Here is a 24,022-nt window from a genome sequence, read left to right as displayed (position 1 = left end):
CCGGGATGCGACACGGCCTGGAGATCTCCTGCGGCGGCGCCTCGGTGACGGTCGGCGACCTGGTCGCGCTCGGCGAGTTGGCCGAGCGCTCCGGCTGGGACGGCGTCTTCCTGGAGGACTACCTCATCCACCACGCCGGCGACGACCCGCCGACCTGGGACCCGTGGCTGGTGCTGGCGGCGGTGGCCGGGCGCACCGAGCGGGTCCGGCTGGGCACCACGGTGACCGCGCTGCCCCGGCGGCGCCCGGCGAAGCTGGCCCGGGAGGTGCTCACCCTCGACCACCTCTCCGGCGGTCGGGCCGGCGTCGCGGTCGGTCTCGGCGATCCGGCCGACCGGGGGCTGGCCGCGTTCGGCGAGCCGACCGACGTCAAGACCCGCGCCGCGATGCTCGACGAGGGCCTGGACCTGCTGGTCGCGCTGCTCGGCGGCGAGCGGGTCACCCATCGGGGCGGGCACTACCGCGCCGAGGGCGTGGCGCTGCGGCCGGCGCCGGTGCAGTCGCCCCGGGTGCCGGTCTGGGTCGGCGGCAGCACCCAGGCCAGGGCGGTGCTGCGGCGGGCGGCCCGGGCCGACGGGATCGTGCCCTACAAGCTGACCGACACCGACGGCTGGTCCGACTTCACCGCCGACGAGGTGGCCGACCTGGTCGCCGCGCTGCCGGCGACGCGCGCCGACGGTGCGCCGTTCGACGTGGCGGTCGGTGGCCGGCGGCGGCGGGCCGACGAGCGCGCCGAGCGCGCCTACCTGGCCGACCTGGCGGCGGCGGGTGCCACCTGGTGGTTGGAGTACGTGCCCGCCGGTGACCCGGCCGCGATGCGGGCCGCGGTCGCCCGCGGCCCGCTGCGCTGAGCCGGTCTCACTCCGGGCGGCGCGGGCAGAGGCAGAACGGTTGCCCGATCGGGTCGAGCAGCACGGTCCAGCGTCCGCCGCCGGGCTGGTGCTCGGGCCGGGTCGCGCCGGCCGCCACCAGGTCCCGTTCCGCGTCCGCCACGTCGTCGACGGTCAGGTCCAGGTGGTAGCGCTTGACGCCGGTCGGGTCCGGCCAGGCCGGCGGCGTGTAGCCGGGCACCAGCCCGAACCCGATCGACGTGCCGCCGGAGGAGGTGATCATGGCGTACTCGGCCTCGCTGTGGGTGATCTCCCAGCCGAGGGCGTGGCCGTAGAACGCCGCGTGGGCGGCCGGGTCGGAACTGTCGAGGTTGACCATCGCGAGGTCGGCGTGCGTCGTCATGCCGGGCAGTCTGCCGCCGGTACCTGTCATCTGCTGTCAGGTACCGGGGGCCTGCGTAACCGGCTGCGCGCCGGTCGCCGGTTGCCTACCGTCGGTGGTGATGGGCAGTCAGCAGGTGTGGCACCGACCGGCCCGGCGTCGCCGGCCGATGCGCGCGGGTGTGCTGGTCGCCGTGCTCGGGCTGGGCACCTGCCTGATCGGGGTGGCCGGGCTGGCGGTGTGGAACGCGCAGGTGGTGCTCCAGGCCGACGGGCCGGTGCGGGAGACCGCGGACGGGTTCTTCCGGGACGTCGCCGCCGGCGACACCGACCGGGCGTACGGGCGGTTGTGCGCCGAGGCGCGCAGCCGGTGGAGTCAGGCCGGGTTCGGCAGTTGGGTGCGGACCCCGCCGCTGGTCAGCGGCTACGAGATCGTCGACGTGTCGGTGTCGACCCGGGCGGGTCGGCCACGCGGCACGGTGCTGGTGCGGTTGAACCGTGACGGCGGCGGCAGCGAGGAGCGGGAGTTGCCGGTGGTGCCGGAGGAAGGCGGCTGGCGGGTGTGCGGGGACCCGTTCTGAGCCTCAGGCGCGCGGGCCCAGGTCGCCGGAGCGGTAGTGCCGGCGGCACAGCACCTGGTAGCGGACGTCGGCGGTGTCGACGGTGTCGCCGATGACGACCTGCGCGCCCTCGCGGACCACCCGGCCGTCGACGACCCGGGCGTTGAGCAGCCCTTCCCGGCCGCACCAGCACAGCACCTCGACCTGGATGCGGGCCACCTCGTCGGCCAGCTCGAACAGTCGCTGCGCGGCCGGGAACAGGCAGGAGCGGAAGTCGGTGGCCAGGCCGAAGGCGTAGACGTCGACGTCGAACTTGTCGACCAGCTCGGCCATCTGCTCGACGTGGTCCAGGTCGTAGAAGGACGCCTCGTCGCAGATCAGGTAGTCGACGCGTACCCTCTCGGCCCACGCGTCGCGGACCAGGTCGCGCAGGTCGAGTCCGTCGGTGACCTCGATGGCCTCGTGGGCCAGGCCGATGCGGGTGGTGACCTGCGGGCCCAGCGAGCGGTCGATGCGGGTGGTGACCAGGCCGCGGCGGCCCTGCCGGGCGTGGTTGTAGTTCATCTGCAACGCCATGGTGGACTTGCCGCAGTCCATCGGCCCCCAGAAGAACTTCAGCGCGGCGGCGTGCAGCGGCCGGCCGTCGACGCCCCGGGCGGCGGCGCAGCCGCCGGCACGGTCGTCGCCGGGGCCCGGCAGGGGGCGGGCCAGGCAGGTCGGGGCGGCAGCGGCGTCGTCGGTCACGTCGCGGCAGCCTAGCCGATCGACGCCGCCGGATACCGGCCGCGATGATCGCCCGGGTGCGCTCAGAGCACCCGGGGCGGGGTGTTGCCGGCGGCGATGATGGCCCGGCGCATCGGCACGGCGGCCAGCAGCGCGAAGCCGACCACGAAGAAGATCAGCAGCGACACCAGGCCCACCCGGTAGGACGAGGTGAGCTGGAACACCAGGCCGAACGCGAGCGGGCCGAGCCAGCTGGTGCCCTTGTCGCTGATCTCGTAGAAGCCGTAGTACTCGCCTTCCTTGCCGGCGGGGATGAGCTGGCTGAACAGCGAGCGGCTCAGTGCCTGGCTGCCGCCGAGCACCAACCCGATGCAGCCGCCGAGGATCATGAACGGCACCGGCGCCTCGGCGGGCAGCCGGAACGCGGCGATGATCACGCCGGTCCAGAGCACCAGCGACAGCAGCACCGTCTTCCAGGCGCCGATGCGTCGGGCGAGCGCGCCGAGGGCGAGCGCGCCGCCGAAGGCGAGGAACTGCACCAGCAGGATGGTCACGATCAGGGTGCTCTGCTCCAGCCGCAACTCCTCGGTGCCGTACTGGCTGGCGAGGGTGATGACGGTCTGGATGCCGTCGTTGAACACCAGGAACGCGAGCAGGAAGAACAGCGTCAGCGGGTACGCCTTGACCTCGCGCAGCGTGCGGCCGAGTTGCCGGAACCCGTCGGTGAGCACGTTGCCGCCGCCGAGCGGCACGGCGACCGGTGGGCGTTCGCGCAGCCAGCGCAGCGGCAGCAGGGTGAACGCGGCCCACCACACGCCGGCCGAGACGATCGACCAGCGGGCCAGGTCGAGGGTGCGCTGGGCGTTGCCCTCCTCGCTGAGCGCGGTGACGGCGACCAGGTTGAGCGCGAGCAGCAGCCCGCCGCCGAGGTAGCCGATGGCCCAGCCGCGGCTGGAGATGGCGTCGCGGTCGTCCGGGCCGCCGAGCTGCGGCAGGAACGAGTTGTAGACGACCACGGCGGCGCCGAAGGAGATGTTCGCGATGAGGAACAGCACGCCGCCGAGCAGGTACCGCTCGCCGGTGACGAACGCGAACGCGACGGTCGCGCCGGCGCCGGTGAACGCGGCGGCGGCCAGCAGCCGCTTCTTGTGCGCGGACCGGTCGGCGATCGCGCCGACGACGGGCAGCACGAACACGGTCAGGAAGACCGACAGCGAGATCAGGTACGGGTAGTAGGAGCCGGCGGCGACGCGGATGCCCAGCGGGTGCACCACGCCGTCGCAACGGTCGGCGCCCAGCTCGCAGCCGGCGGCCAGCTCGGTGACGGTGGTCAGGAACGGCCCGAGGAAGACCGTGATGACGGTGGTCTGGAACGCCGAGTTGGCCCAGTCGTAGAGGTACCAGCCGGTGCGTTCGCGGCGGGTGCTGCCCGGGGGTGTGGGCTCGGCGACGGCGGGGGTGACCGTTTCGGCCATCGGGGCGGTCCTCGGGGGTTCAGGCGGCCCAGTGGCCGCGGCTGCGGTAGACGTCGCGGAGCACGCCGACGTGATCGGTCATGATGCCATCCACCCCAAGATCAAGTAACTGGTGCATCCGGGCGGGTTCGTCGATCGTCCAGACGTGCACCTGCAACCCGATGCGGTGGCAGTAGGCGAGGAACCGCCGGTCGACCACCGGGATCCCCCCGTACGAGACCGGGACCTGGGCGGCGGCCACGGACGGCGGCAGTCGCAGCGGCCGGCCGTGCAGGGAGGCCATCCGCAGTCGGGCCACGCCGCGCATGCCGAGGCTGGTGGCGACCGTCGGGCCGGCCAGGGCGCGTAGCCGGGTCAGCCGGGCGTCGCTGAACGAGGCGAGCAGCACCCGGTCGCCGGCGCCGGCCCGCACCACCGCCTCGACGGTCGGCGCCACCCCGGCGTCGGCCTTGACGTCGACGTTGAACCGGACCTGCGGCCAGGCGCCGAGCACGTCGTCGAGGCGGGGCACCAGGGCGGCGCCGCCGACGCGTACCGAGGCGAGGTCGGCGAAGCGCAGGTCGGCGATGCGCCCGGCCTCGCCGGTGACGCGGCGCAGCGTCGGGTCGTGGAAGACCACCGGCACACCGTCGGCGGTGGCGTGCACGTCGGTCTCCACGTACCGGTAACCCAGCGCGACCGCGCGGGCGAACGCGGCGGCGGTGTTCTCGTCGCCGTCGGCCGCGCCGCCGCGATGGGCGAAGGCCAGCGGCGCGGGCGCGTCGAGGTAGCCGTGACGGGGCTGCACGCCGGCAGTATGCCGGGCCGAGACGGCCGGCGGGTGTCCGGCCGGTGAAATTCCCTATCGTTACCTGTAGCCGCTAGCATAGGGTGCGATGGGTAACGACATGTACTCGGTGGAGCAGGTCGCGGCGCGGCTCGGGCTGCACGTGCGCACGGTCCGCGGCTACATCCGCGCCGGCCGGCTGCCCGCGACACGGATCGGCAAGCAGTACCGGATCGCCCGCGCCGACCTCGACGCGTTCACCGGCCGGCCCGCGCGAGCGGCCGGCCCGGCGGCGGAGGTGTCGAGCATCGTGGCGCTCGACGGCGTCGACCGGGCCGCCGCCGACCGGCTCGCCACGCTGGTGCTGGCCGGCGTCACCACCCACCCCGACCCGGACCGTCCGCTGCGCGTGCAGACGGTCCACGACGAGGAGCGACACCGCATGAAGATCATCATCCTGGGTGACCTCGGCGCCACCGCCGAGCTGCTGCGCCTGCTCGACGCGGTGCTCGACGGCGACAACGGTCTGCTCGCCGGGAAGGAGGCCGACCGTGGCTGACGAGTTGCGCGAGCGCGCCGGCGTCACGGTGCTGGTCTGCGACCCGACCGGCCCGCCGATCGTCACCGAGGCCGACGCGCTGGAGCTGATCGGCGCGGCGTTCGCCGGCGCCACGGTGGTGGCGGTGCCCGCCGCCCGGCTCGACCCGAGCTTCTTCACGCTGGGCACCCGCTTCGCCGGGGAGGTCATGCAGAAGTTCGTCAACTACCGGCTGCGCCTGGTGGTGGTCGGGGACATCTCCGCGCACCTGGCCGCCAGCGGCGCGCTGCGCGCCCTGGTCGCCGAGTCCAACCGCCACGACCAGGTGTGGTTCGTCCCGGACCTGGCCGCCCTGGACGCGCGCCTGGCCGCCGCCCCGTAGCCCCCACCCGGGGGCGGGGACGGTCAGCGCAGCCAGTCGGCGGTCAGGGTGGTCACGGCCAGGCCGTCGGTGTCGGCGAGTTTGACGGCGACGAACTGGCGGGCGGCGGGGGAGGTCTGCACGCGGGGCGCGGGTTCCGGGTCGGTCAGTGTCGCCACCACCGCCGCGGCGGCCTCGGCCGGCGACTGGGCGGCGGCGAACGCGGCGGCGCTGCGACCGAGGTACGCCCGCAGCGCCGGCCCGTACGGCCCGGCGGCGGCCACCGCGGTGTCCGCGTCGATCCCGACGTTGGCGACGAACTCGCTGGCCACCGCGCCGGGCTCGACCACGCAGACACTCACCCCGACGGTGGCCGCCACCGGCGCCAGGGACTCCATGAACCCCTCGACGGCGAACTTCGCCGCGCAGTACGCCTCGTTGAACGGCTGCCCGACCACCCCGCCGACACTGGTCACCGTGATCAGCCGCCCGTTCGCGGCGCGCAGGTGCGGCAGCGCGGCACGGGTGACGTGCAGGACGCCGAAGAAGTTGACCTCCAGCACGGCCCGGACGTCGTCGACGGTCTCCCGTTCCAGCGTGCCCACGTGGCCGGCGCCGGCGTTGTTGACCACCGCGTCGAGCCGGCCGTGCCGGGCCACCACGTCGGCCACGCAGGCGGTCACCGAGGACTCGTCGACCACGTCGAGCCGGCGTACCTCCAGCAGGTCGCCGACCCCGGCGGCGTCGGCGGCGGCGCGCAGCGGGCCGGCGCGGTCGGGGTCGCGCAGCGTGGCGACGGTGCGCCAGCCGGCGCGGGCCGCGCCCACGGCGGTGGCCAGGCCGATGCCGGTGGACGTGCCGGTGATCAGCACGACGGGAGCGTTCACGTCTGCCACGGTCTCACCCCGCGCCGGTGCCGCGCGGGCAATTCAACCCCTCCGGTGCCGGCGGTGCGCGCGGCTCGGGTCGACCGGCCGGCCGGGGTCGACGTGGCGGGGCCCGTCGGGCTCGTGCGGGCGCAGCGGGGCCAGGTCGTCGGTGATCGCGTCGATGATCCGGTCGGTGGCGCGGCGCGCCGCGCCGGGCGCGCCCGGATCCAGGTCGGCCAGGGCCACCGGGGCGCCGAAGTGCACCCGGACGACCGGGCGGCGGACGAGCGCCCGGGCCAGGCCGCGCAGCATGCCCTTCGGCGCCCGGTACGGCAGGACCTCGTGCGAGCCCCACTGGGCGACCGGGACGACGGCGGCGCCGCTGGCGAACGCGAGGCGGGCCGCGCCGGTCTTGCCACGTTCGGGCCACATGCCGGGGGCCAGCCCGATGCGTCCCTCCGGGTAGACGAGCACCACCGACCCGCCGGCGACCGCCTCAGCGGCGATCTCCAGCGAGCGGTGCACGGCGGTGGTGCCGCGGTCGACGCGGATGTGCCCGGCGTGGCGCATCAGCGGCCCGAGCACCGGGGCCCGGAACAGCCCGCCGGTGGCCATGATCCGGGGGGCGACGCGCCGGAGGCGGCAGGCGGCGGCGAGCACCACCGGGTCGAACGGGCTGATGTGGTTGGCGGCCAGGATCAGCGGCCCGCGGCGCAGCGCCTGCGGTACGTCGCCGGTGACCTCCAGGCGGCCGATCAGCGCGACGGCGGCCCGGGCGAGCGTCTGCGCGCCGCGCCACAGCAGCGGCGCGCGCCAGGGGGAGGTGTCCATCAGTGCTGGATGGTCGCACGGCCGCGCCGGTGGAGGTGATCAGGGTCATTGGTCCCGGGTCGGTTCGGGCCCTGCGGCCCTGAAAATTTTTCTACGACACCGAGTAGTATTTACTACGTCTCGTAGTAAGAAGGCTGGGGGTTCTCAGGTGGACGCGTTGGACGTCGCCCGCTGGCAGTTCGGTGTCACCACCGTCTACCACTTCCTGTTCGTGCCGCTGACCATCGGCCTGTCCGTGCTGGTCGCCATCCTGCAGACCATGTGGCACCGCACCGGCAACGAGCGGTACCTCAAACTCACCAAGTTCTACGGCAAGCTGTTCCTCATCAACTTCGCCATGGGCGTCGTCACCGGCATCGTGCAGGAGTTCCAGTTCGGCATGAACTGGAGCGACTACTCCCGCTTCGTCGGCGACATCTTCGGCGCGCCCCTGGCCATCGAGGCCCTCGTCGCGTTCTTCCTCGAATCCACGTTCATCGGCCTGTGGATCTTCGGCTGGGACCGGCTGCCCAAACGCCTGCACCTGGCCGCGATCTGGGCCGCCGCGATCGGCACCAACCTGTCCGCCTACTTCATCCTCGCCGCCAACTCCTTCATGCAGAACCCGGTCGGGTTCCGCATCAACCCCGACAGCGGCCGCGCCGAACTGACCGACTTCGTCGCCGTACTCACCAACAAGGTCGCGCTGGTCACCTTCCCCCACACCCTCGCCGGATCGTTCCTGGTCGCCGGATCCCTCGTGGTCACCGTCGGGCTGTGGCACGTGATGCGCAACCGCGGCAGCGCCGACACCGGCGCCTACCGCTTCGCCACGAAGTTCGGCTCCTGGGTGGTTCTGGTCTCCGCCACCCTCGTCGTGCTCACCGGCGACATCCAAGGCAAGATCATGACCGAGGTGCAGCCGATGAAGATGGCCGCCGCCGAGGGCCTCTACACCACCGAGAGCCCCGCCTCGTTCTCCGTGCTCACCGTCGGCAGCCTCGACGGCAGCCGCGAGGTCTTCGCCCTCAAGATCCCCTACCTGCTGTCGTTCCTCGGCACCGGCGACCCCAACGGCACCGTGCAGGGCATCAACGACCTCCAGGCCCAGTACGCCAGCCAGTACGGCCCCGGCAACTACGCCCCGATCATCCCGGTCACCTACTGGAGCTTCCGCTTCATGATCGGCTTCGGTCTGGCCGCCGCCGCCATCGCGCTGCTGGTGCTCTGGAGCCACCGCAAGGGCCGCACCCCCACCAGCCGCTGGCTGCTGCGCGCCGGCCTGGTCATGCCGGTACTGCCGCTGCTGGCCAACTCCTTCGGCTGGATCTTCACCGAGATGGGCCGCCAACCCTGGATCGTGTTCGGCGAGATGCTCACCCGCAACGGCGTGTCCCGCAGCGTCTCCCTCACCGAGGTGCTCACCTCCTTCACCGCCTTCACCCTCATCTACGCCACCCTCGCGGTGATCGAGTTCAAACTGCTGGTCCGCTACGCCCGCGCCGGCGTACCCGACGTCAGCGACCGACCCGCCGACGACGACACCGACGACGCCGAGCGCCCGCTCGCGTTCGCCTACTGACCCCGGAGCCCCACCGTGGAACTGACCACCGTCTGGTTTCTCCTCGTGGCCGTGCTGTTCACCGGCTACTTCATCCTCGAAGGCTTCGACTTCGGCGTCGGCATGCTGCTGCCCGTGCTCGGCCGCGGCGACCGGCAACGCCGCGTCCTGATCAACACCATCGGCCCCGTCTGGGACGGCAACGAGGTCTGGCTGATCACCGCCGGCGGCGCCATGTTCGCCGCGTTCCCCGAGTGGTACGCCACCCTGTTCTCCGGCTTCTACCTGCCGCTGCTGCTCATCCTGCTCGCCCTCATCGCCCGCGGCGTCGCCTTCGAATACCGCCACAAGCGCCCCGAGGCGTCCTGGAAACGCCGCTGGGACCAGGCCATCTTCTGGGGTTCGGCGATCCCGGCCGTGCTGTGGGGCGTCGCGTTCGCCAACATCTTCCGCGGCGTCCCCCTCGACGCCGACCACGAATACGTCGGCGGCCTGCTCGACCTGCTGCACCCCTACGCGCTGCTCGGCGGCCTGACCACGCTCGGCCTGTTCGCCACCCACGGCGCGGTGTTCCTCGCGCTCAAGACCACCGGCGACATCCGGCAGCGCGCCGGCGCCCTCGCCGTCAAGCTCGGCGTCGGCACCGCCGTGGCCGCCGTGGCGTTCCTCGGCTGGTCGCTGACCATCCGCGCCAACGCCGCCGCCGTCGTGCTCGCCGTCGGCGCCGCCCTCGCCCTGCTCGGCGGCCTCGCCGCGGCGCGGGTACGCCGCGAGGGCTGGGCGTTCACCGGCACCGCGCTGGCCATCGCCCTGGCCGTGGCCACCCTGTTCGCCGCGCTGTTCCCGAACGTCCTGCCGTCCACGCTCGACCCGGCCGGCACGCTCACCGCCACCAACGCCGCGTCCACCCCGTACACCCTGAAAATCATGACGTGGGTGGCGGTGGTGTTCACTCCGATCGTGCTCGCCTACCAAGGTTGGACCTACTGGGTGTTCCGCCGCCGAATCGGGGTACAGAACATTCCGCAACACTGATGGACCTGCGGGCGCAGGGGTGGCGCGGGGCCGGTGCGAGGGGGTCGCACCGGCCCCGCGGGGTGTCCAGGGGCCCCGCTCAGCGCGCCTCGCGCAGCTCCGCCAGCCGCGCCTCGATCTCCGCCAGCTCCGCGCGCAGCTTCTCCGCCTGCTGTTCCGCCTCGGCCCGCTCCGCGCCCAGGATCTGCTCCACCGCCTCCTGCACCCCCGGCACGTCCACCAACGCCACCATCCGCAGCGCCTCCGCCGGCTTCACCACGTACGGCCGGGCGAGGGCCTTCGCGCCCTGCTGCGCCGCCACCGTCCACTCGCCCTCGGCGTACGCCAACGTCACCGTCAGCCCCGCCGGCGCCTTCGGCTTCGCGGCCTTCACCGCCCGCTTCGCCGGCTTCGACTCCGCCGGCTGCTCCACCTTCGGTTCCTCCCGACGCGGCGTCGGCACCCGCGGCGTGTCCAACACGAACTCCGGCGCCGCCGGCTCGGCCACCTCCGGCTCCGGCTTCGCCTCGACGACCGGCCGCCGCCCGGCGCCCTTCGGCGCGACCGCCACGTCGGCGGGGGAGAAGGGCAACTCGTCGCGGCCGAACCGCACCACCACGAACTCCTCCGACGCCGCCGGGTCGGTCAACTCCACCACCTGCCCGAGCTGCCCGGCCATCTGCCCGGCCGCCTCGGTGAACACCACCCGCGGCTTCCGGCCCGCCGCCAACGACTCACGGATCTGCTGTACCTCGTCAGTGGACAACCCCTGAACCGCCATCACGCCCTCTTCCGTACACCTGTTTGATTGCCGCCCTTGATACCAGGCCGGCACGACAGCCCGACGGTCAACCCCCGAGCGCCCGCAACGCCGCGTCGGCGTGCGCGTTCATGCTCACCTCGCTGTGCACCACCGCCAGCACCCGCCGGTCCGGGCCGATCACGAACGTCATCCGCCGGGTGCTCAACGCGCCCAGCGGCAACCGCCGCCGCACCCCGAACGCCGCCGCCACCGCGCCGTCGACGTCGGACAACAACGGATAGTCGAAACCGTGCCGGCTGGCGAACTCCGCCTGCCGCTCCACCGGGTCCCGGCTGATCCCCACCCGCGACGCGCCCACCGCCGCGAACTCCGCCGCCAGGTCCCGGAAATGACAGCTCTCCGCCGTGCACCCCCACGTCATCGCCGCCGGATAGAAAAACAGCACCACCGGCCCGGCGGCCAGGAACTCCGACAACCGCCGCGGCGCACCCGTCTGATCCGGCAGCGTGAAATCCTCGACCAGGTCACCGACACCCACACCCACCACATACCTCCCGAGCCTCGCCGTCGATGCGGTGAGCCTAGGCGCGCCACACACCCGCCACCTCGTCGGCCACCGCCTCGGCCTGCGCGAACCCCGCCCGCGCCGCCGCCGCCCGCCGCGCCGGGTCCAGCACGTTGCGCCCGATCGCCGCCCGCGCCGCCCGATCCGGCGCCACCACCGCCACCCGCGCCCCCGCCGCCCGCAACGCCGCCACCTGCGCCGCCACCCGCGGCATCGGCCCCACCGCGGCGCTCGTCGGCGCCAACACCACCACCCGACGCGCCCCGGCGGCCAGATCCGCGTTCACCGGCGAGCGCACCCCACCGTCGACGAACCGCCGCCCCCCGACCGTCACCGGCGGCCACACCCCCGGCACCGCGCAACTGGCCCCCACCGCGTCGACCAGCGACACCCCGCTGCCGGCGTCGAACACCACGAACTCACCCGACACCGCGTCGACCGCGGTCACCAACAGCCGCCGCGCCGGCCACTGCCGCGCCGGCAACCGCGCCGCGATCACCGCCCGCCGCGACTCCTCCGACGGGGTACGCGCCGCCAACGCCACCGCACCCACCCGCGCCCGGGCCCGCGCCGCGTCCCGCCCCCGACCACCGGCCCACGCCCACCGGGCCAGCACCCCCCACCCGAGCCGGGCCGGCACCTCGTCACCCGGCGGCCGCAACTGCGCCGCGTACCGCTGCGCCGGCGGCACCCCGCAACACACCTGCGCCCCGACCACCGAACCCGCCGACGTGCCCACCACCAGATCCGCGTCCTCCAGCGACACACCCCGCCCGGCCAACCCGGCCAGCAGCCCCAACTCCCAGGCCACCCCCGTCACCCCGCCGCCGCCCAGCACCAACGCCCGCCCCATGTGACAGTCCTCTCCGTCGCCGCCGGTGCCGCCCACGGTAACGTCGCCCCCACCAGCAGGGCAGGGGAGGACGCATTGACCTCGGTCACCATTGTCACCGGCGGTGGACGCGGCATCGGCGCGGCCACCGCCCGCCGGCTCGCCGCCGCCGGCCACGACCTGGTCATCGGCTACCGCGCCGACCACGACGCCGCCGCGACCGTCGCCGCCGACGTGCGCGCCGCCGGCCGCCGCGCCGTCACCGTCGCCGCCGACACCACCGACCCCGACGCGGTACGCCGGCTCTTCGCCGCCGCCGACCAGCTCGGCCCGCTCACCGGCCTGGTCAACAACGCCGGCGTCACCAGCCCCATCGGCCCCTTCACCGACCTGCGCGCCGAGGACCTGCGCGACGTCGTCGACGTCAACCTGATCGGCTACGTCCTCTGCGCCCAGCAGGCCGCCCGCCGGATGAGCGCCGGCGGCGCCATCGTCAACGTGTCCTCCGCCGCCGCCACCCTCGGCAGCCCCGGCGAGTACATCCACTACGCCGCCGTCAAGGCCGCCACCGACACCCTCACCGTCGGCCTGGCCAAGGAACTCGCCCCCCGCGGCATCCGCGTCAACGCGGTCGCCCCCGGCATCATCCGCACCGACATCCACGCCCGCTCCGGCGTACCGGACCGCCCCGAGCGCGCCGCCGGCCGCATCCCGCTGGGCCGCGCCGGCGAACCCGACGAGGTGGCCGGCGCGATCGTCCACCTGCTCGGCCCCGACGCCTCGTACACCACCGGCGCGGTCCTGCGCATCGCCGGCGGCCTCTGACCGACGGCGGCCCGGGGTCCGCCCCGGGCCGCCGCCATCCGTCACTGCGTGAACAACTTCGCCGCCGTGATCAGCGTCTGCACCACGCCGTAGCCCAACAGCACGGCCACCACCAGCCACGACACCACCAGACGGACCTGCTGCCCGCCACCGCTGCGCTCGTTCACGACCCGCTCCGCTCCGCCGTCACCGGCTGCCCGTCCGCCATCTCGTCCCGGCCCGACGCCGGCTCGTGGAACCGCCGCGGCACCGGCCGGATCAGCAGGTTCGCCACCAGCCCCACCGCCAGCACCCCGACCATCGTGAACAACGCCGGCCGGTACGCCGACGCGGTCAACGAACCCGGCTTACCCTGCGCGTCCAGGAACGCGTTGACGATCAGCGGGCCGGCCACCCCCGCCGCCGACCACGCGGTCAACAACCGACCGTGGATCGCGCCCACCTCGAACGTGCCGAACAGATCCCGCAGATACGCCGGCGCGGTCGCGAACCCGCCGCCGTAGAACGACAGGATCACGCAGGCCAGCAGCACGAACAACGCCGTCGCGCTCTGCCCGACCAGCGCCAGCACCAGGTACAGCACCAGGCCCACACCCAGATACACCACGTAGATCGGCTTACGGCCGATCACGTCCGACGTCGACGACCAGACGAACCGGCCCGCCATGTTGAACAGCGACAGCAGCCCGACGAACCCGCCCGCCGCCGCCACCGACACCGCCGACGTGCCGTTGTCCCGGAAGAAGTCCTGAATCATCGGGCTGGCCTGCTCCAGGATGCCGATACCCGCCGTCACGTTGCAGAACAGCACCACCCACAGCAGCCAGAACGACCGCGTCCGCACCGCGTTCGCCGCCGACACGTTCGCGGTGGTCACCATCGGCTTCGCCGCCACCTTCGCCGGGTCGAACCCGGCCGGCCGCCAGTCCGCCGCCGGCACCCGCACGTTGAACACCCCGAACATCATGACCACGAAGTAGCCGACCCCGAGCGTGACGAACAACCACACCAGCGCCGACCCCGACGCCGTCGACCCGCTGTTCGACGGGTCGTACCCCGGGTCGAACAACGACAACAGCTGCCGGGACAGGGGAGAGGCCACCATCGCCCCACCACCGAACCCCATGATCGCCAACCCGGTGGCCAGCCCCGGCCGGTCCGGGAACCACTTGATCAACGTGGAGACGGGGGAGATGTACCCGATCCCCAACCCGATCCCACCCAGCACCCCGTACCCCAGGTACAGCAGCCACAACTGCGACGTCGCGATCCCCAGCGCGCCCACCAGGAAACCCGCCGCCCAGAAGCACGCCGAGACGAACATCGCCTTACGCGGCCCGTTCGCCTCCACCCACGTACCGGCCACCGCGGCCGACAACCCCAACATCACGATCGCGATGCTGAAGATCACCCCGATCGCCGTCTGCCCCGAGTCGAAGTGCGCGATCAGGGAGTTCTTGTACACGCTCGTCGCGTAGACCTGCCCGATGCAGAGATGGATCGCCAACGCCGCCGGCGGGATCAGCCACCGGCTGTACCCCGGCGGCGCGACGGTGTGCCGACGATCGAGTGCGGAAAGCATCAGTGCTTCCTCCGTCCAGATGGCGAGAACCCCTCGCTTCATGCCCCCACCGCACGCTGCGCCCAAACCCACCCCGCGCCCGACGGTCGAAACCCTGAGCCGAACGGTCACCAGCCGACCCGGATGCGACGATGAACCCGTGAAGATCCTGTCCATCCAGTCCTCGGTCGCCTACGGCCACGTCGGCAACTCCGCCGCCGTGTTCCCCCTGCAACGCCTCCGCCACGAGGTCTGGCCGGTGCTGACCGTGCACTTCTCCAACCACACCGGCTACGGCGCCTGGCGCGGCCCCCTGCTCGCCCCCACCGACGTCGCCGACGTCATCACCGGCATCGCCGAACGCGGCGTGCTCGGCACCGCCGACGCCGTCCTCTCCGGCTACCAGGGCGACCCCGCCGTCGGCGCCGTCATCCTCGACGCCGTCGCCCAGGTCAAAGCCGCCAACCCGGCCGCCCTCTACTGCTGCGACCCGGTCATGGGCGACGTCGGCCGCGGCATGTTCGTCCGCCCCGGCATCCCCGAATACCTGCGCGACACCGTCGTGCCCCGCGCCGACATCGTCACCCCCAACCAGTTCGAGCTGGAGTTCCTCGCCGACCGCCGCACCGACACCCTCGACGACCTGCTCACCGCCGTCGACGCCGTCCGCGCCACCGGCCCCGACCACGTCCTGGTCACCAGCGTCCTGCACGGCGACCTGCCCACCGACCACCTCGACGTCGTCGCCGTCTCCACCGACGGCGCCTGGGCCGTCACCACCCCGCTGCTGCCGATCAGCCCCAACGGCGGCGGCGACGTCACCGCCGCCCTCTACCTGGCACACCTCGCCACCACCGGATCACCCGCGACCGCGCTGGAACGCACCACCAACTCGATCTACGCGGTCCTCGACGCCACGCTCGCCGCCGGCACCCGCGAACTCCAACTCGTCGCCGCCCAGGACGCCATCGCCGAACCACCCACCCGCTTCACCGCCCGCCGACTGCGCTGAACACCTGGACGCCCCCGCCCCGACCAGCGAAAATGCCACACGTGCCAACCCACCACCCGGCCACCGACGACCCCGCCTTCGCCCACCGCCTCCGCGACCTCGCCCGCCTACGCCGCATCCGCGACCGCATCGACCGCGAACACGCCCGACCCCTCGACGTCGAAGCCCTCGCCCGCGGCGAACACATGTCCGCCGGCCACCTCAGCCGCCAGTTCCGCCAGACCTACGGCGAAACCCCGTACTCCTACCTCATGACCCGCCGCATCGAACGCGCCATGGCCCTGCTGCGCCGCGGCGACCTCAGCGTCACCGACGTCTGCTTCGCCGTCGGCTGCCAGTCCCTGGGCACCTTCAGCACCCGCTTCACCGAACTCGTCGGCGAACCCCCCAGCGCCTACCGCGCCCGCCACGCGCCCGGAACCCCCGAACCACCCCCGTGCCTCACCAAACACGCCACCCGACCGATCAGGAATCGAGAAGCCCCCGCCACCTGACCGAACTAGCGTGACCACCATGACCGTCACGATCCACTACGCCTTCCTGCCCCACACCGACGCCGACGCCGCCCTCGCCTTCTACCGCGACACCCTCGGCTTCGACCTGCGCAACGACGTCGGCCAGGGCAACACCATGCGCTGGCTCACCGTCGGCCCACCCGGACAACCCGAGACCGGCATCGTCCTGCATCCCCCGGCCGTCGACCCCGGCATCACCGACGACGAACGCCGCACCATCCACGAACTCATCGCCAAGGGCACCTACGGCGCGCTCACCCTCGCCACCGACGACCTCGACACGCTCTTCGACCGCCTCCAGGCCCGCGGCGCCGACGTCGTCCAGGAACCCACCGAACAGCCCTACGGCGTCCGCGACTGCGCCTTCCGCGACCCCACCGGCAACCTCATCCGCATCAACCAACGACGCTGACCCGACGTACCGTACGATGTACGCCGGCCGGCACGCCGCACGCCGGCCGGCCCGACACCGCACCAACCGGACGGAGACCCATGCCCCAGGCCCACGCCGACAGCCACGACGTCATCCGCGTCCACGGCGCCCGCGAGAACAACCTGCGCAACGTCGACGTCGAGTTGCCCAAACGCCGCCTCACCGTCTTCACCGGCGTCTCCGGCTCCGGCAAGAGCAGCCTGGTCTTCGGCACCATCGCCGCCGAATCCCAACGCCTCATCAACGAGACCTACAGCGCCTTCGTCCAAGGCTTCATGCCCACCCTGTCCCGCCCCGACGTCGACATCCTCGAAGGCCTCACCACCGCCATCATCGTCGACCAGGAACGCATGGGCACCGACCCCCGCTCCACCGTCGGCACCGCCACCGATGCCAACGCCATGCTCCGCATCCTCTTCAGCCGCCTCGGCCAACCCCACATCGGCCCACCCAACGCCTACTCCTTCAACGTCCCCTCCGTCCGCGCCACCGGCGCCATCACCGTCGACCGCGGCCCCGACAAGACCCAGACCAAGAAGGGCACCTTCCACCGCCTCGGCGGCATGTGCCCCCGCTGCGAAGGCCGCGGCAGCGTCACCGACTTCGACCTCACCGTCCTCTACGACGCCGACCGCACCCTCAACGAGGGCGCCATCACCATCCCCGGCTACAGCATGGACGGCTGGTACGGCCGCATCTTCCGCGCCAGCGGCATGTTCGACCCCGACAAGCCTCTGCGCGACTACACCGATCGCGAACGCCACGACCTGCTCCACAAGGAACCCACCAAAATCAAGGTCGAAGGCATCAACGTCACCTACACCGGCCTCATCCCCGCCATTCAGAAGTCGATGCTCGCCAAGGACGTCGACGCCATGCAGCCCCACATCCGCGCCTTCGTCGAACGTGCCGTCACGTTCACCACCTGCCCCGACTGCGACGGCACCCGCCTGGCCCCCGAGGCCCGCTCCTCGAAGATCAACGGCATCTCCATCGCCGACGCCTGCGCCATGCAGATCAGCGACCTCGCCACCTGGGTCCGCGACCTGCCCGAACCCTCCGTCGCCCCGCTGCTCACCGCACTGGGGGACACCCTCGACTCCTTCGTCGAGATCGGCCTCGGCTACCTCAGCCTCAACCGACCCGCCGGCACCCTCTCCGGCGGCGAGGCCCAACGCACCAAGATGATCCGCCACCTCGGCTCGTCCCTCACCGACGTCACCTACGTCTTCGACGAACCCACCATCGGCCTGCACCCGCACGACATCGCCCGGATGAACAACCTCCTGCTCCGCCTGCGCGACAAGGGCAACACCGTCCTGGTCGTCGAACACAAACCGGAAACCATCGCCATCGCCGACCACGTCGTCGACCTCGGCCCCGGCGCCGGCACCGACGGCGGCACCATCTGCTACGAAGGCACCGTCGCCGGCCTGCGCGCCAGCGACACCGTCACCGGCCGCCACCTCGACGACCGCGCCACCCTCAAGGACACCACCCGTACCCCCACCGGCACCCTGCCCATCCGCGGCGCCGCCACCCACAACCTGCGCGACGTCGACGTCGACATCCCCCTCGGCGTCCTGGTCGTCGTCACCGGCGTCGCCGGCTCCGGCAAGAGCAGCCTCATCCACGGCTCCCTGGCCAGGCGCGACGACGTCGTCAGCATCGACCAGAGCGCCATCCGCGGCTCCCGCCGCAGCAACCCGGCCACCTACACCGGCCTGCTCGACCCCGTCCGCAAGGCCTTCGCCAAGGCCAACGGCGTCAAACCCGCCCTGTTCAGCGCCAACTCCGAAGGCGCCTGCCCCACCTGCAACGGCGCCGGCGTCATCTACACCGACCTCGGCATGATGGCCGGCGTCGCCAGCACCTGCGAGGACTGCGAAGGCAAGCGCTTCCAGGCCGCCGTGCTCGACTACCACCTCGGCGGTCGCGACATCAGCCAGGTCCTCGCCATGCCGGTCAACGAGGCCGAGAAGTTCTTCGGCGCCGGCGACGCCCGCATCCCGGCCGCCCACGCCATCCTCGACCGGCTCGCCGACGTCGGGCTCGGCTACCTCACGCTCGGCCAACCACTGACCACGCTGTCCGGAGGGGAGCGGCAGCGGATCAAACTGGCCACCCGGATGGGGGACAGGGGCGGCGTCTACGTCCTCGACGAACCGACCACCGGCCTGCACCTGGCCGACGTCGCCCAACTGCTCGGCCTGCTCGACCGGCTGGTCGAATCCGGCAAGTCGGTCATCGTCATCGAACACCACCAGGCGGTCATGGCGCACGCCGACTGGATCATCGACCTCGGCCCGGGCGCCGGCCACGACGGCGGGCGCATCGTCTTCGAGGGCACCCCGGCCGACCTGGTGACCACGCGGTCCACGCTCACCGGCGAACACCTCGCCACCTACGTCGGGGCCTGACCCGCGGAACCCGGGGCGGCGGTGTCCGGCACCGACACCGCCGCCCCGACCACGCGGTTCGATAATCTACATTATGTCAAGTAAGGCGGAGTCGGGATCCCCCGTCACTCCGCCACCGGGTCCGCCAACACCGCCGCCAACACCCGCGACGACTCCGCGACCGACCCGGACCCGATCGTGACGAGCGCCTTCCACAACGCCCAGCCCCGGGCCCGCCGCCACGCGTCGACCGGCAACCCGACCGCATCCCGGAACGCCGCACGCTCGACGCCGACGCACCACGTCCAGGCCGGCACCAGATCGCAGGCCGGATCACCCACGCCGCACTGCCCGAAGTCGATCATCGCGGCGAGCCGGCCGCGCGCGACCAGCAGATTCCCGGGCGAGACGTCACCGTGGAACCACACCGGCGCCGTCGGCCAGGCCGACGTCACCGCGCCCGCCCACACCGTCCGCGCGGCGGTCGTGTCCACCCGGCCGTCCAGCACCGCCAGGGCCTGCTCCACCTCGTCGCCGTAGACGCTCGGGTGGCAGCCCCGGAACGCCGAGTGCCGGCCGGCGACCGGTCCGCCCGCCGTCGGCGCCGCGCGCAGCGCGGCCAGCAGACCGCCAAGATCCCGGGCCACGGCGACGCGGTCCAGGCCGTCGGCGGCCTCCAGCGTGTCGCCGGGCAGCCACCGCCGCACCGACCAGGGGTACGGGTAGCCGGCGCCGGGCGCCCCGGTGGCGACCGGTTCGGGTACGGGCAGCGGCAGGTGGCGGGCCAGGACGGGCAGCCAGCGGTCCTCCTTGGCGACGCCGGGCACGTAGCCCTCGGCGCTCGGCAGCCGGGCCAACAGGTGCTCGCCGAGGCGGAACGTCCGGTTGTCCCACCCCTGGCGCGCGACGGCGGTGACCGGCAGGTGCGCCCACTGCGGGAACTGCGCGGCGACCAGGGCGCGGACGAGTGCGGCGTCGATCTCCACCATGCGGTCCAGTCTGCGGGGCGCGGCAATCGCTTTTCGGCGATGCGCTCCCCCGGAGTGGCGGCCTGGCGCGAACGCGAGAATCATGCATAATATCCCTTATGCATGACAAAGCGGACGAAACGGTAGGGTCGTTGATCGAGGAGTTCCTGACCGCCCGGGCCACCCGCAAGCCCTCCCCGCACACCCTGGCCGCGTACCGGCGGGACCTGACCGGCGTCGCCGCGCTGGAGGTGGCGGACGGTGACGGCCCTCCCCTCCCCCTGGGCCGACTGCCGGCCGGGCGCCTGTCCCCCCGGCTGATGCGCGCGGCGTTCGCCCGGTTCGCCGCTCCCCGCGCCGCCGCGTCGGTGCACCGCGCCTGGTCCACCTGGAACAGTTTCTTCACGTTCCTGGTGGCCGACGGGGTGGTGGCCGGCAACCCGATGCCCGCGGTCGGGCGGCCCCGCACGCCGCTCCCCCGGCCCAAGCCGTTGCGGGGCGAGGACACCCCGGAGGAGCTGCTGGCGGCGGTGGCGCGGGCCGAGGGCCGGCAGCGCGACCCGTGGCCGGAGCGGGACGTGGCGGTGCTGGCGTTGGCGCTGTGTGCCGGGTTGCGGCTGTCGGAGTTGCTGGCGCTGCGGGTGTCGTCGGTTGCCGGTCGCGAGGGTGAGCGGCGGGTGGACGTGGCCGGCAAGGGTGGTCGGCCGCGTACGGTGCCGATCGAGGTGGGCGTGGACCGGGTGGTGGGTGGCTACCTGGACAGCCGGCGGCGGCGGTTCGGGGCGCGCAGTGTGCGTCCGGACGGGTCGTTGCTGGTGGATCGGCAGGGTGAGCCGTTGCGTCGGGGCGGCCTGCAGTATCTGGTGGAGTCGTGTTTCCGGCGGGCGGGCATCGGTGACCGGGTGCCGCGCGGGGCGCGGTTGCACGCGTTGCGGCACACGTTCGCGACGCGGTTGGCCGAGGACGGGGCGAGCGCGGCGGAGATCATGCGGTTGCTGGGGCACGCGTCGTTGGCGTCGTCGCAGACGTACATCGAGGTGACGGCGGGTCAGCAGCGGGCGGCGGTGGCGGCCAACCGGACGAACCGGGCGTTGTCGGGGTTGGGTCTTTAGCGGGCGGGGGGCGCGCCGGGTAGGCCGAGGTGGTTGGCGACGTGGGCCAGGTGGTGGGAGGTGCCCCAGGCGAGCCAGTGTCGGGCGGTGCCGGGGGTGGCGTGGCGGGCGGCGCGCAGGGCGATCTGTTCGTCGCCCCAGGAGAAGTGTCGTCCGAGGGTCGGCCAGTGGTCGGCGGTGACGAGGGTCCGGCACAGGTCGTGGATGGCGTCGTTGCCGTTGTCGTCGCGGGTGGCGCGGTAGGTCCACCAGACGTCGTGGTCGGTGTAGCGGAGGTTCGGGGGTGGTCCCCAGCCGCCGGTGGCGGGTCGGGGGTGGGCGATGCCGTAGTCGGCGAATCGGACGTGGTGGTCGTGGAGGCGTTGCCAGAGGTCGAGGTCGAAGCGGCGGAGCGGGGTGGGGGTGTCGGGGGGTAGGTGGGCGATGCTGCGGGGCATCGCTCCGGCGGCGACGACGACGGCTTTCCAGGGGTGCCGGTGAGTCCATGAGAGGTGTTTGCGGACCAGTGGTTCGGCTCGGGTGAGGTCGTGTTCGGAGCGGAGGTGGGCGGCGTCGAGGAGCAGGACGGCGTGGTCGGCGCGCAGGTCGATGGCGGACAGGAGGTGGTGTGCTCGGGTTTCGGCGTCGTCGTCGGTGTGGTCGAGTCGCAGGACGGCGCCGTGGCCGTGCAGGGCGGCGGCGTCGCGGATGTCGGCCAGTCGGGCCGGGCTGTCGTGGGGGTGGGCGACGGGCAGCATCGGGTTGCCCCACTGGTGCAGGTCTTCGGCGATGTCGGGCAGCGGTCGTCGGAGTCCGGTGGCGGGGTCCGGTAGGCGGTGGGCGTCGACGGCGATGGTCATGTCGCGGGGAAGGGTGTCTTGTGCGCGCCGGCTGAAGGTGTGGGCGTCGTGGATGGGCCCGTGTGTGGTGGCGGCGACGTCGAAGATCGGGAGGAGGTGCGGCGCGAGTTCGTCGGGGACCTGGTCGATGGCGTCGAACTCGCCGGCGCGGCCGTGGAGTATCGGGAAGTAGTCCGCCATTGCGCATCGCCCCACACGATCCGACCGACAGTTACTGTCATCGATACTCCACGCTTCGTGTCCGATCGGCAACCGTGGGTGTGCGGCTGGTGGTTGTGGTGGTGGCAGGATCGGTCGGATGCGGGTGGATGCGGCGCGGGCGGTGGCGGTCGGCTGGGTGCGGGAGCGGATGCGGGCGGATCCGTCGGTCGAGGGGGCGTTGTTCAGTGGCTCGACGGTGGGTTTGCCGGGTGACGCGCAGTTGCCGGTGTGGTCGGACGTGGACGTGCTGCTGGTGCGGGACTCCCCCGGCGTGAAGGTGGGCAAGTTCGTGCATCGGGGGGTGTTGTTGGAGGTCAGTTCGGTCACCTGGGCGGAGGTGGGTGAGCCGGAGGACGTGCTGGGGTCGTGGGTGTTCGCGCCGATGTTCCGTACCGATGCGGTGATCGCGGATCCGTCGGGTCGGTTGGCGGCGGTGCGGCGGCGGGTGGCGGTGGGGTTCGCGGATCCGGTGTGGGTGCGGCGGCGGTGCGCGGGGGTTCGGCGGCGGATCGAGAACGGGTTGCGGGGGTTGGACGCCGGGGCGCCGCTCGCGGAGCAGGTGTTGGCGTGGGTGTTCCCGACGTCGCTGGTGGCGGTGTGGCCGGCGGTGGCGGGGTTGGTGGATCCGACGGTGCGGCGGCGGTTCGTGCGGGCGTCGGAGGTGTTGACGCGGTTCGGGTTCGGGGGGCGGTATCCGGAGTTGCTGGCGGCGGTGGACGGGGGCGGGGTGGGCGCGGAGCGGGTGCGGGAGCATCTGGTCGGGTTGGCGGTGGTGTTCGACGAGGTGGCGCGGCTGCCGCGGGAGGGGTTCGCGTTCGGGGCGGATCTGGCGGTGGCGGGGCGGCCGGTGGTGTTCGAGGGTGGGGCGGCGTTGGTGGCGGCGGGGCGGCACCGGGAGGCGATGTTCTGGGTGGTGGTGACGTACGCGCGGTGTCTGGCGGTGTTGGGGGTGGTGGCGCCGGAGCGGGAGCGGGTGTTGCGGCCGGGGTTGGTGGCGGTGTTGGCGGATCTTCAGGTGGTGTCGGCGGCGGATCGGCGGCGGCGTGCGGATGCGGTGTTGGCGTCGTTGCCGGGGTGGCAGTCGGTGGTGGATGCGATCGTGGTGCGCGCTGTGGCAGGGTGAGGGGGACGCGACTGGCGGCACGGGGATGGGTGAACCATCGGGGAGCTCGTCGTGGGGGTCGACCGCCTGGGCCTCCGCGGGCGAGGTGTCGCATGTCTTCTTCTTCGGTGGTTACGGGTTCGTCGGCGCGGTTGTTGCCGGGTGCGCCGGTGGCGGAGTGGGTGTTGGACGAGGTGGCCGCGTCGGTGGCGGAGCTGCGTGCGGTGGGGGTGACGCCGGCGTTGGCGACGGTGCTGGTGGGTGACGACGACGCGAGCGCGGGTTACATCCGGATCAAACAGCGGCAGGCGGCGGCGTTGGGGTTCGCGTCGCCGCACGTGCATCTGCCGGCGTCGGCGTCGCAGGCGGATCTGCACGCGGTGTTGGCGGATCTCAACGCGGACTCGGCGGTGCACGGGGTGCTGGTGCAGCATCCGATCCCGGGGGGTCTGGACTACGACCGGGCCCTCGCCGAGGTGGATCCGGACAAGGACGTCGACGGTATGCACCCGGTGAACATGGGTCGGTTGGCGTTGGGGTTGCCGGGTCCGTTGCCGTGTACGCCGGCGGGGATCGAGGCGTTGTTGGCGTTCCATCAGGTGCCGGTGTCGGGCCGGGAGGTGGTGGTGCTGGGTCGGGGTGCGACGTTGGGTCGGCCGTTGGCGATGTTGTTGGCGCAGAAGCGGCCGACGGCGAACGCGGCGGTGACGGTGGTGCACACGGGGGTGGCGGACTGGCCCCGGTACACGCGGCGTGCGGAGATCCTGGTGGCGGCGGCGGGGGTGCCGGGGATCGTGCGGCCGGAGCATGTGCGTCCGGGTGCGGTGGTGGTCGGTGGTGGGGTGCGGTATGAGGGGCGGCGGTTGTTGCCGGATGTGGACGAGTCGTGTGCGCGGGTGGCGGGTGCGATCACGCCGCGGGTGGGTGGGGTGGGTCCGACGACGGTGGCGATGTTGTTCCGTAACGCGGTGCGGGCGGCGCGTCGGCAGAGCGGCGTGGTGTGAGGC

At 72.8% G+C, this 24,022-nt stretch carries 27 protein-coding genes; 14 read left to right on the top strand and 13 right to left on the bottom strand.

What is annotated here, in order from left to right:
* Window positions 1-5 precede the first annotated feature (5 nt).
* Window positions 6-851 carry an LLM class flavin-dependent oxidoreductase gene (locus tag C8054_RS17570; protein WP_107157877.1) on the top strand — a complete coding sequence of 282 codons (846 nt, stop codon included), beginning with the start codon at window positions 6-8 and terminating at the stop codon, window positions 849-851.
* Between the two features lie 7 nt (window positions 852-858).
* Here C8054_RS17570 and C8054_RS17565 read toward each other — a convergent pair whose 3' ends face one another.
* On the bottom strand, window positions 859-1,233 hold the full coding sequence (locus C8054_RS17565; RefSeq protein WP_107157876.1) for a VOC family protein: 375 nt from the start codon (window positions 1,231-1,233) through the stop codon (window positions 859-861).
* A 100-nt stretch (window positions 1,234-1,333) separates the two neighbouring features.
* Between C8054_RS17565 and C8054_RS17560 the strand changes: the two genes are divergently transcribed.
* Window positions 1,334-1,792, top strand: coding sequence for a hypothetical protein (locus C8054_RS17560; RefSeq protein WP_107157875.1), 459 nt, complete (start codon window positions 1,334-1,336; stop codon window positions 1,790-1,792).
* A gap of 3 nt (window positions 1,793-1,795) precedes the next feature.
* Here C8054_RS17560 and C8054_RS17555 read toward each other — a convergent pair whose 3' ends face one another.
* The 3 genes from C8054_RS17555 to C8054_RS17545 form a co-directional block, all read right to left on the bottom strand.
* The gene (locus tag C8054_RS17555) at window positions 1,796-2,470 is read right to left on the bottom strand and encodes a thymidine kinase (protein WP_233219693.1); all 675 of its coding nucleotides are present in this window, start codon (window positions 2,468-2,470) and stop codon (window positions 1,796-1,798) included.
* A 107-nt stretch (window positions 2,471-2,577) separates the two neighbouring features.
* The gene (locus C8054_RS17550; RefSeq protein WP_107157873.1) at window positions 2,578-3,969 is read right to left on the bottom strand and encodes an MFS transporter; all 1,392 of its coding nucleotides are present in this window, start codon (window positions 3,967-3,969) and stop codon (window positions 2,578-2,580) included.
* A gap of 19 nt (window positions 3,970-3,988) precedes the next feature.
* Window positions 3,989-4,756, bottom strand: coding sequence for a glycerophosphodiester phosphodiesterase (locus C8054_RS17545; protein WP_107157872.1), 768 nt, complete (start codon window positions 4,754-4,756; stop codon window positions 3,989-3,991).
* Window positions 4,757-4,844: 88 nt separating this feature from the next.
* Between C8054_RS17545 and C8054_RS17540 the strand changes: the two genes are divergently transcribed.
* Window positions 4,845-5,294 carry a helix-turn-helix domain-containing protein gene (locus C8054_RS17540; RefSeq protein ID WP_233219688.1) on the top strand — a complete coding sequence of 150 codons (450 nt, stop codon included), beginning with the start codon at window positions 4,845-4,847 and terminating at the stop codon, window positions 5,292-5,294.
* Window positions 5,287-5,655 (top strand): DUF4180 domain-containing protein, encoded by a 369-nt coding sequence (locus tag C8054_RS17535; protein WP_107157870.1) that lies wholly within the window; start codon window positions 5,287-5,289, stop codon window positions 5,653-5,655. The genes C8054_RS17540 and C8054_RS17535 overlap by 8 nt, the downstream gene beginning before the upstream one ends.
* A 23-nt stretch (window positions 5,656-5,678) precedes the next feature.
* On the opposite strand, the gene C8054_RS17530 is transcribed toward C8054_RS17535, so the two are convergent.
* Window positions 5,679-6,521 (bottom strand): SDR family NAD(P)-dependent oxidoreductase, encoded by an 843-nt coding sequence (locus tag C8054_RS17530; protein WP_107157869.1) that lies wholly within the window; start codon window positions 6,519-6,521, stop codon window positions 5,679-5,681.
* 42 nt (window positions 6,522-6,563) lie between these two features.
* Complete coding sequence (locus C8054_RS17525; RefSeq protein ID WP_107157868.1) at window positions 6,564-7,334, bottom strand: 1-acyl-sn-glycerol-3-phosphate acyltransferase; 771 nt, start codon at window positions 7,332-7,334, stop codon at window positions 6,564-6,566.
* 148 nt (window positions 7,335-7,482) lie between these two features.
* Between C8054_RS17525 and C8054_RS17520 the strand changes: the two genes are divergently transcribed.
* Window positions 7,483-8,895 (top strand): cytochrome ubiquinol oxidase subunit I, encoded by a 1,413-nt coding sequence (locus tag C8054_RS17520; protein WP_107157867.1) that lies wholly within the window; start codon window positions 7,483-7,485, stop codon window positions 8,893-8,895.
* 15 nt (window positions 8,896-8,910) lie between these two features.
* Complete coding sequence (gene cydB / locus C8054_RS17515) at window positions 8,911-9,909, top strand: cytochrome d ubiquinol oxidase subunit II (protein WP_107157866.1); 999 nt, start codon at window positions 8,911-8,913, stop codon at window positions 9,907-9,909.
* 79 nt (window positions 9,910-9,988) lie between these two features.
* Here the strand turns inward: cydB and C8054_RS17510 are convergent, their stop codons facing one another.
* The 3 genes from C8054_RS17510 to C8054_RS17500 form a co-directional block, all read right to left on the bottom strand.
* Window positions 9,989-10,669: a hypothetical protein gene (locus C8054_RS17510; RefSeq protein ID WP_107157865.1), complete on the bottom strand. Its 681-nt coding sequence runs from the start codon at window positions 10,667-10,669 to the stop codon at window positions 9,989-9,991.
* A gap of 67 nt (window positions 10,670-10,736) precedes the next feature.
* The gene (locus C8054_RS17505) at window positions 10,737-11,195 is read right to left on the bottom strand and encodes a peroxiredoxin (RefSeq protein WP_306766820.1); all 459 of its coding nucleotides are present in this window, start codon (window positions 11,193-11,195) and stop codon (window positions 10,737-10,739) included.
* 37 nt (window positions 11,196-11,232) lie between these two features.
* Complete coding sequence (locus C8054_RS17500; protein ID WP_107157863.1) at window positions 11,233-12,069, bottom strand: patatin-like phospholipase family protein; 837 nt, start codon at window positions 12,067-12,069, stop codon at window positions 11,233-11,235.
* Between the two features lie 75 nt (window positions 12,070-12,144).
* Between C8054_RS17500 and C8054_RS17495 the strand changes: the two genes are divergently transcribed.
* Complete coding sequence (locus C8054_RS17495; protein ID WP_107157862.1) at window positions 12,145-12,873, top strand: SDR family oxidoreductase; 729 nt, start codon at window positions 12,145-12,147, stop codon at window positions 12,871-12,873.
* Window positions 12,874-12,914: 41 nt separating this feature from the next.
* On the opposite strand, the gene C8054_RS33115 is transcribed toward C8054_RS17495, so the two are convergent.
* Together C8054_RS33115 and C8054_RS17490 are read right to left on the bottom strand one after the other, a co-directional pair.
* Window positions 12,915-13,040 (bottom strand): hypothetical protein, encoded by a 126-nt coding sequence (locus tag C8054_RS33115; protein ID WP_255563039.1) that lies wholly within the window; start codon window positions 13,038-13,040, stop codon window positions 12,915-12,917.
* A complete protein-coding gene (locus tag C8054_RS17490) occupies window positions 13,037-14,455 on the bottom strand; it encodes an OFA family MFS transporter (protein ID WP_107157861.1) in 1,419 nt (472 codons plus the stop codon). Before C8054_RS17490 ends, C8054_RS33115 begins: the two co-directional genes overlap by 4 nt.
* A gap of 139 nt (window positions 14,456-14,594) precedes the next feature.
* Between C8054_RS17490 and pdxY the strand changes: the two genes are divergently transcribed.
* The 4 genes from pdxY to C8054_RS17470 all read left to right on the top strand — a co-directional run bounded on the left by pdxY (window position 14,595) and on the right by C8054_RS17470 (window position 18,814).
* Window positions 14,595-15,446 (top strand): pyridoxal kinase PdxY, encoded by an 852-nt coding sequence (gene pdxY / locus C8054_RS17485; RefSeq protein WP_107157860.1) that lies wholly within the window; start codon window positions 14,595-14,597, stop codon window positions 15,444-15,446.
* A gap of 41 nt (window positions 15,447-15,487) precedes the next feature.
* The gene (locus C8054_RS17480; RefSeq protein ID WP_233219687.1) at window positions 15,488-15,940 is read left to right on the top strand and encodes a helix-turn-helix transcriptional regulator; all 453 of its coding nucleotides are present in this window, start codon (window positions 15,488-15,490) and stop codon (window positions 15,938-15,940) included.
* Between the two features lie 19 nt (window positions 15,941-15,959).
* Window positions 15,960-16,373 (top strand): VOC family protein, encoded by a 414-nt coding sequence (locus tag C8054_RS17475; RefSeq protein WP_107157914.1) that lies wholly within the window; start codon window positions 15,960-15,962, stop codon window positions 16,371-16,373.
* A gap of 80 nt (window positions 16,374-16,453) precedes the next feature.
* A complete protein-coding gene (locus C8054_RS17470; protein ID WP_107157858.1) occupies window positions 16,454-18,814 on the top strand; it encodes an excinuclease ABC subunit UvrA in 2,361 nt (786 codons plus the stop codon).
* A gap of 104 nt (window positions 18,815-18,918) precedes the next feature.
* Here C8054_RS17470 and C8054_RS17465 read toward each other — a convergent pair whose 3' ends face one another.
* Window positions 18,919-19,782, bottom strand: coding sequence for an aminoglycoside phosphotransferase family protein (locus C8054_RS17465; RefSeq protein ID WP_107157857.1), 864 nt, complete (start codon window positions 19,780-19,782; stop codon window positions 18,919-18,921).
* A 98-nt stretch (window positions 19,783-19,880) separates the two neighbouring features.
* Here C8054_RS17465 and C8054_RS17460 point away from each other — a divergent pair, with 98 nt between their 5' ends.
* Window positions 19,881-20,873: a tyrosine-type recombinase/integrase gene (locus C8054_RS17460; protein ID WP_107157856.1), complete on the top strand. Its 993-nt coding sequence runs from the start codon at window positions 19,881-19,883 to the stop codon at window positions 20,871-20,873.
* Here C8054_RS17460 and C8054_RS17455 read toward each other — a convergent pair.
* Entirely contained in the window at window positions 20,870-21,892 is a 1,023-nt protein-coding gene (locus C8054_RS17455) for a beta family protein (RefSeq protein ID WP_107157855.1), read from the bottom strand. The two genes, C8054_RS17460 and C8054_RS17455, sit on opposite strands and share 4 nt — an antisense overlap.
* A gap of 118 nt (window positions 21,893-22,010) precedes the next feature.
* Between C8054_RS17455 and C8054_RS33110 the strand changes: the two genes are divergently transcribed.
* Both C8054_RS33110 and C8054_RS17445 read left to right on the top strand, forming a co-directional pair.
* Window positions 22,011-23,036 (top strand): hypothetical protein, encoded by a 1,026-nt coding sequence (locus C8054_RS33110; protein WP_107157854.1) that lies wholly within the window; start codon window positions 22,011-22,013, stop codon window positions 23,034-23,036.
* 92 nt (window positions 23,037-23,128) lie between these two features.
* The gene (locus C8054_RS17445) at window positions 23,129-24,019 is read left to right on the top strand and encodes a bifunctional 5,10-methylenetetrahydrofolate dehydrogenase/5,10-methenyltetrahydrofolate cyclohydrolase (RefSeq protein WP_107157853.1); all 891 of its coding nucleotides are present in this window, start codon (window positions 23,129-23,131) and stop codon (window positions 24,017-24,019) included.
* Window positions 24,020-24,022 lie beyond the last annotated feature (3 nt).

Origin of the sequence: Micromonospora sp. RP3T, from assembly GCF_003027925.1 — a bacterium.
Lineage (GTDB): Bacteria > Actinomycetota > Actinomycetes > Mycobacteriales > Micromonosporaceae > Micromonospora.
This window is presented reverse-complemented; position numbering and strand designations above follow the sequence as displayed.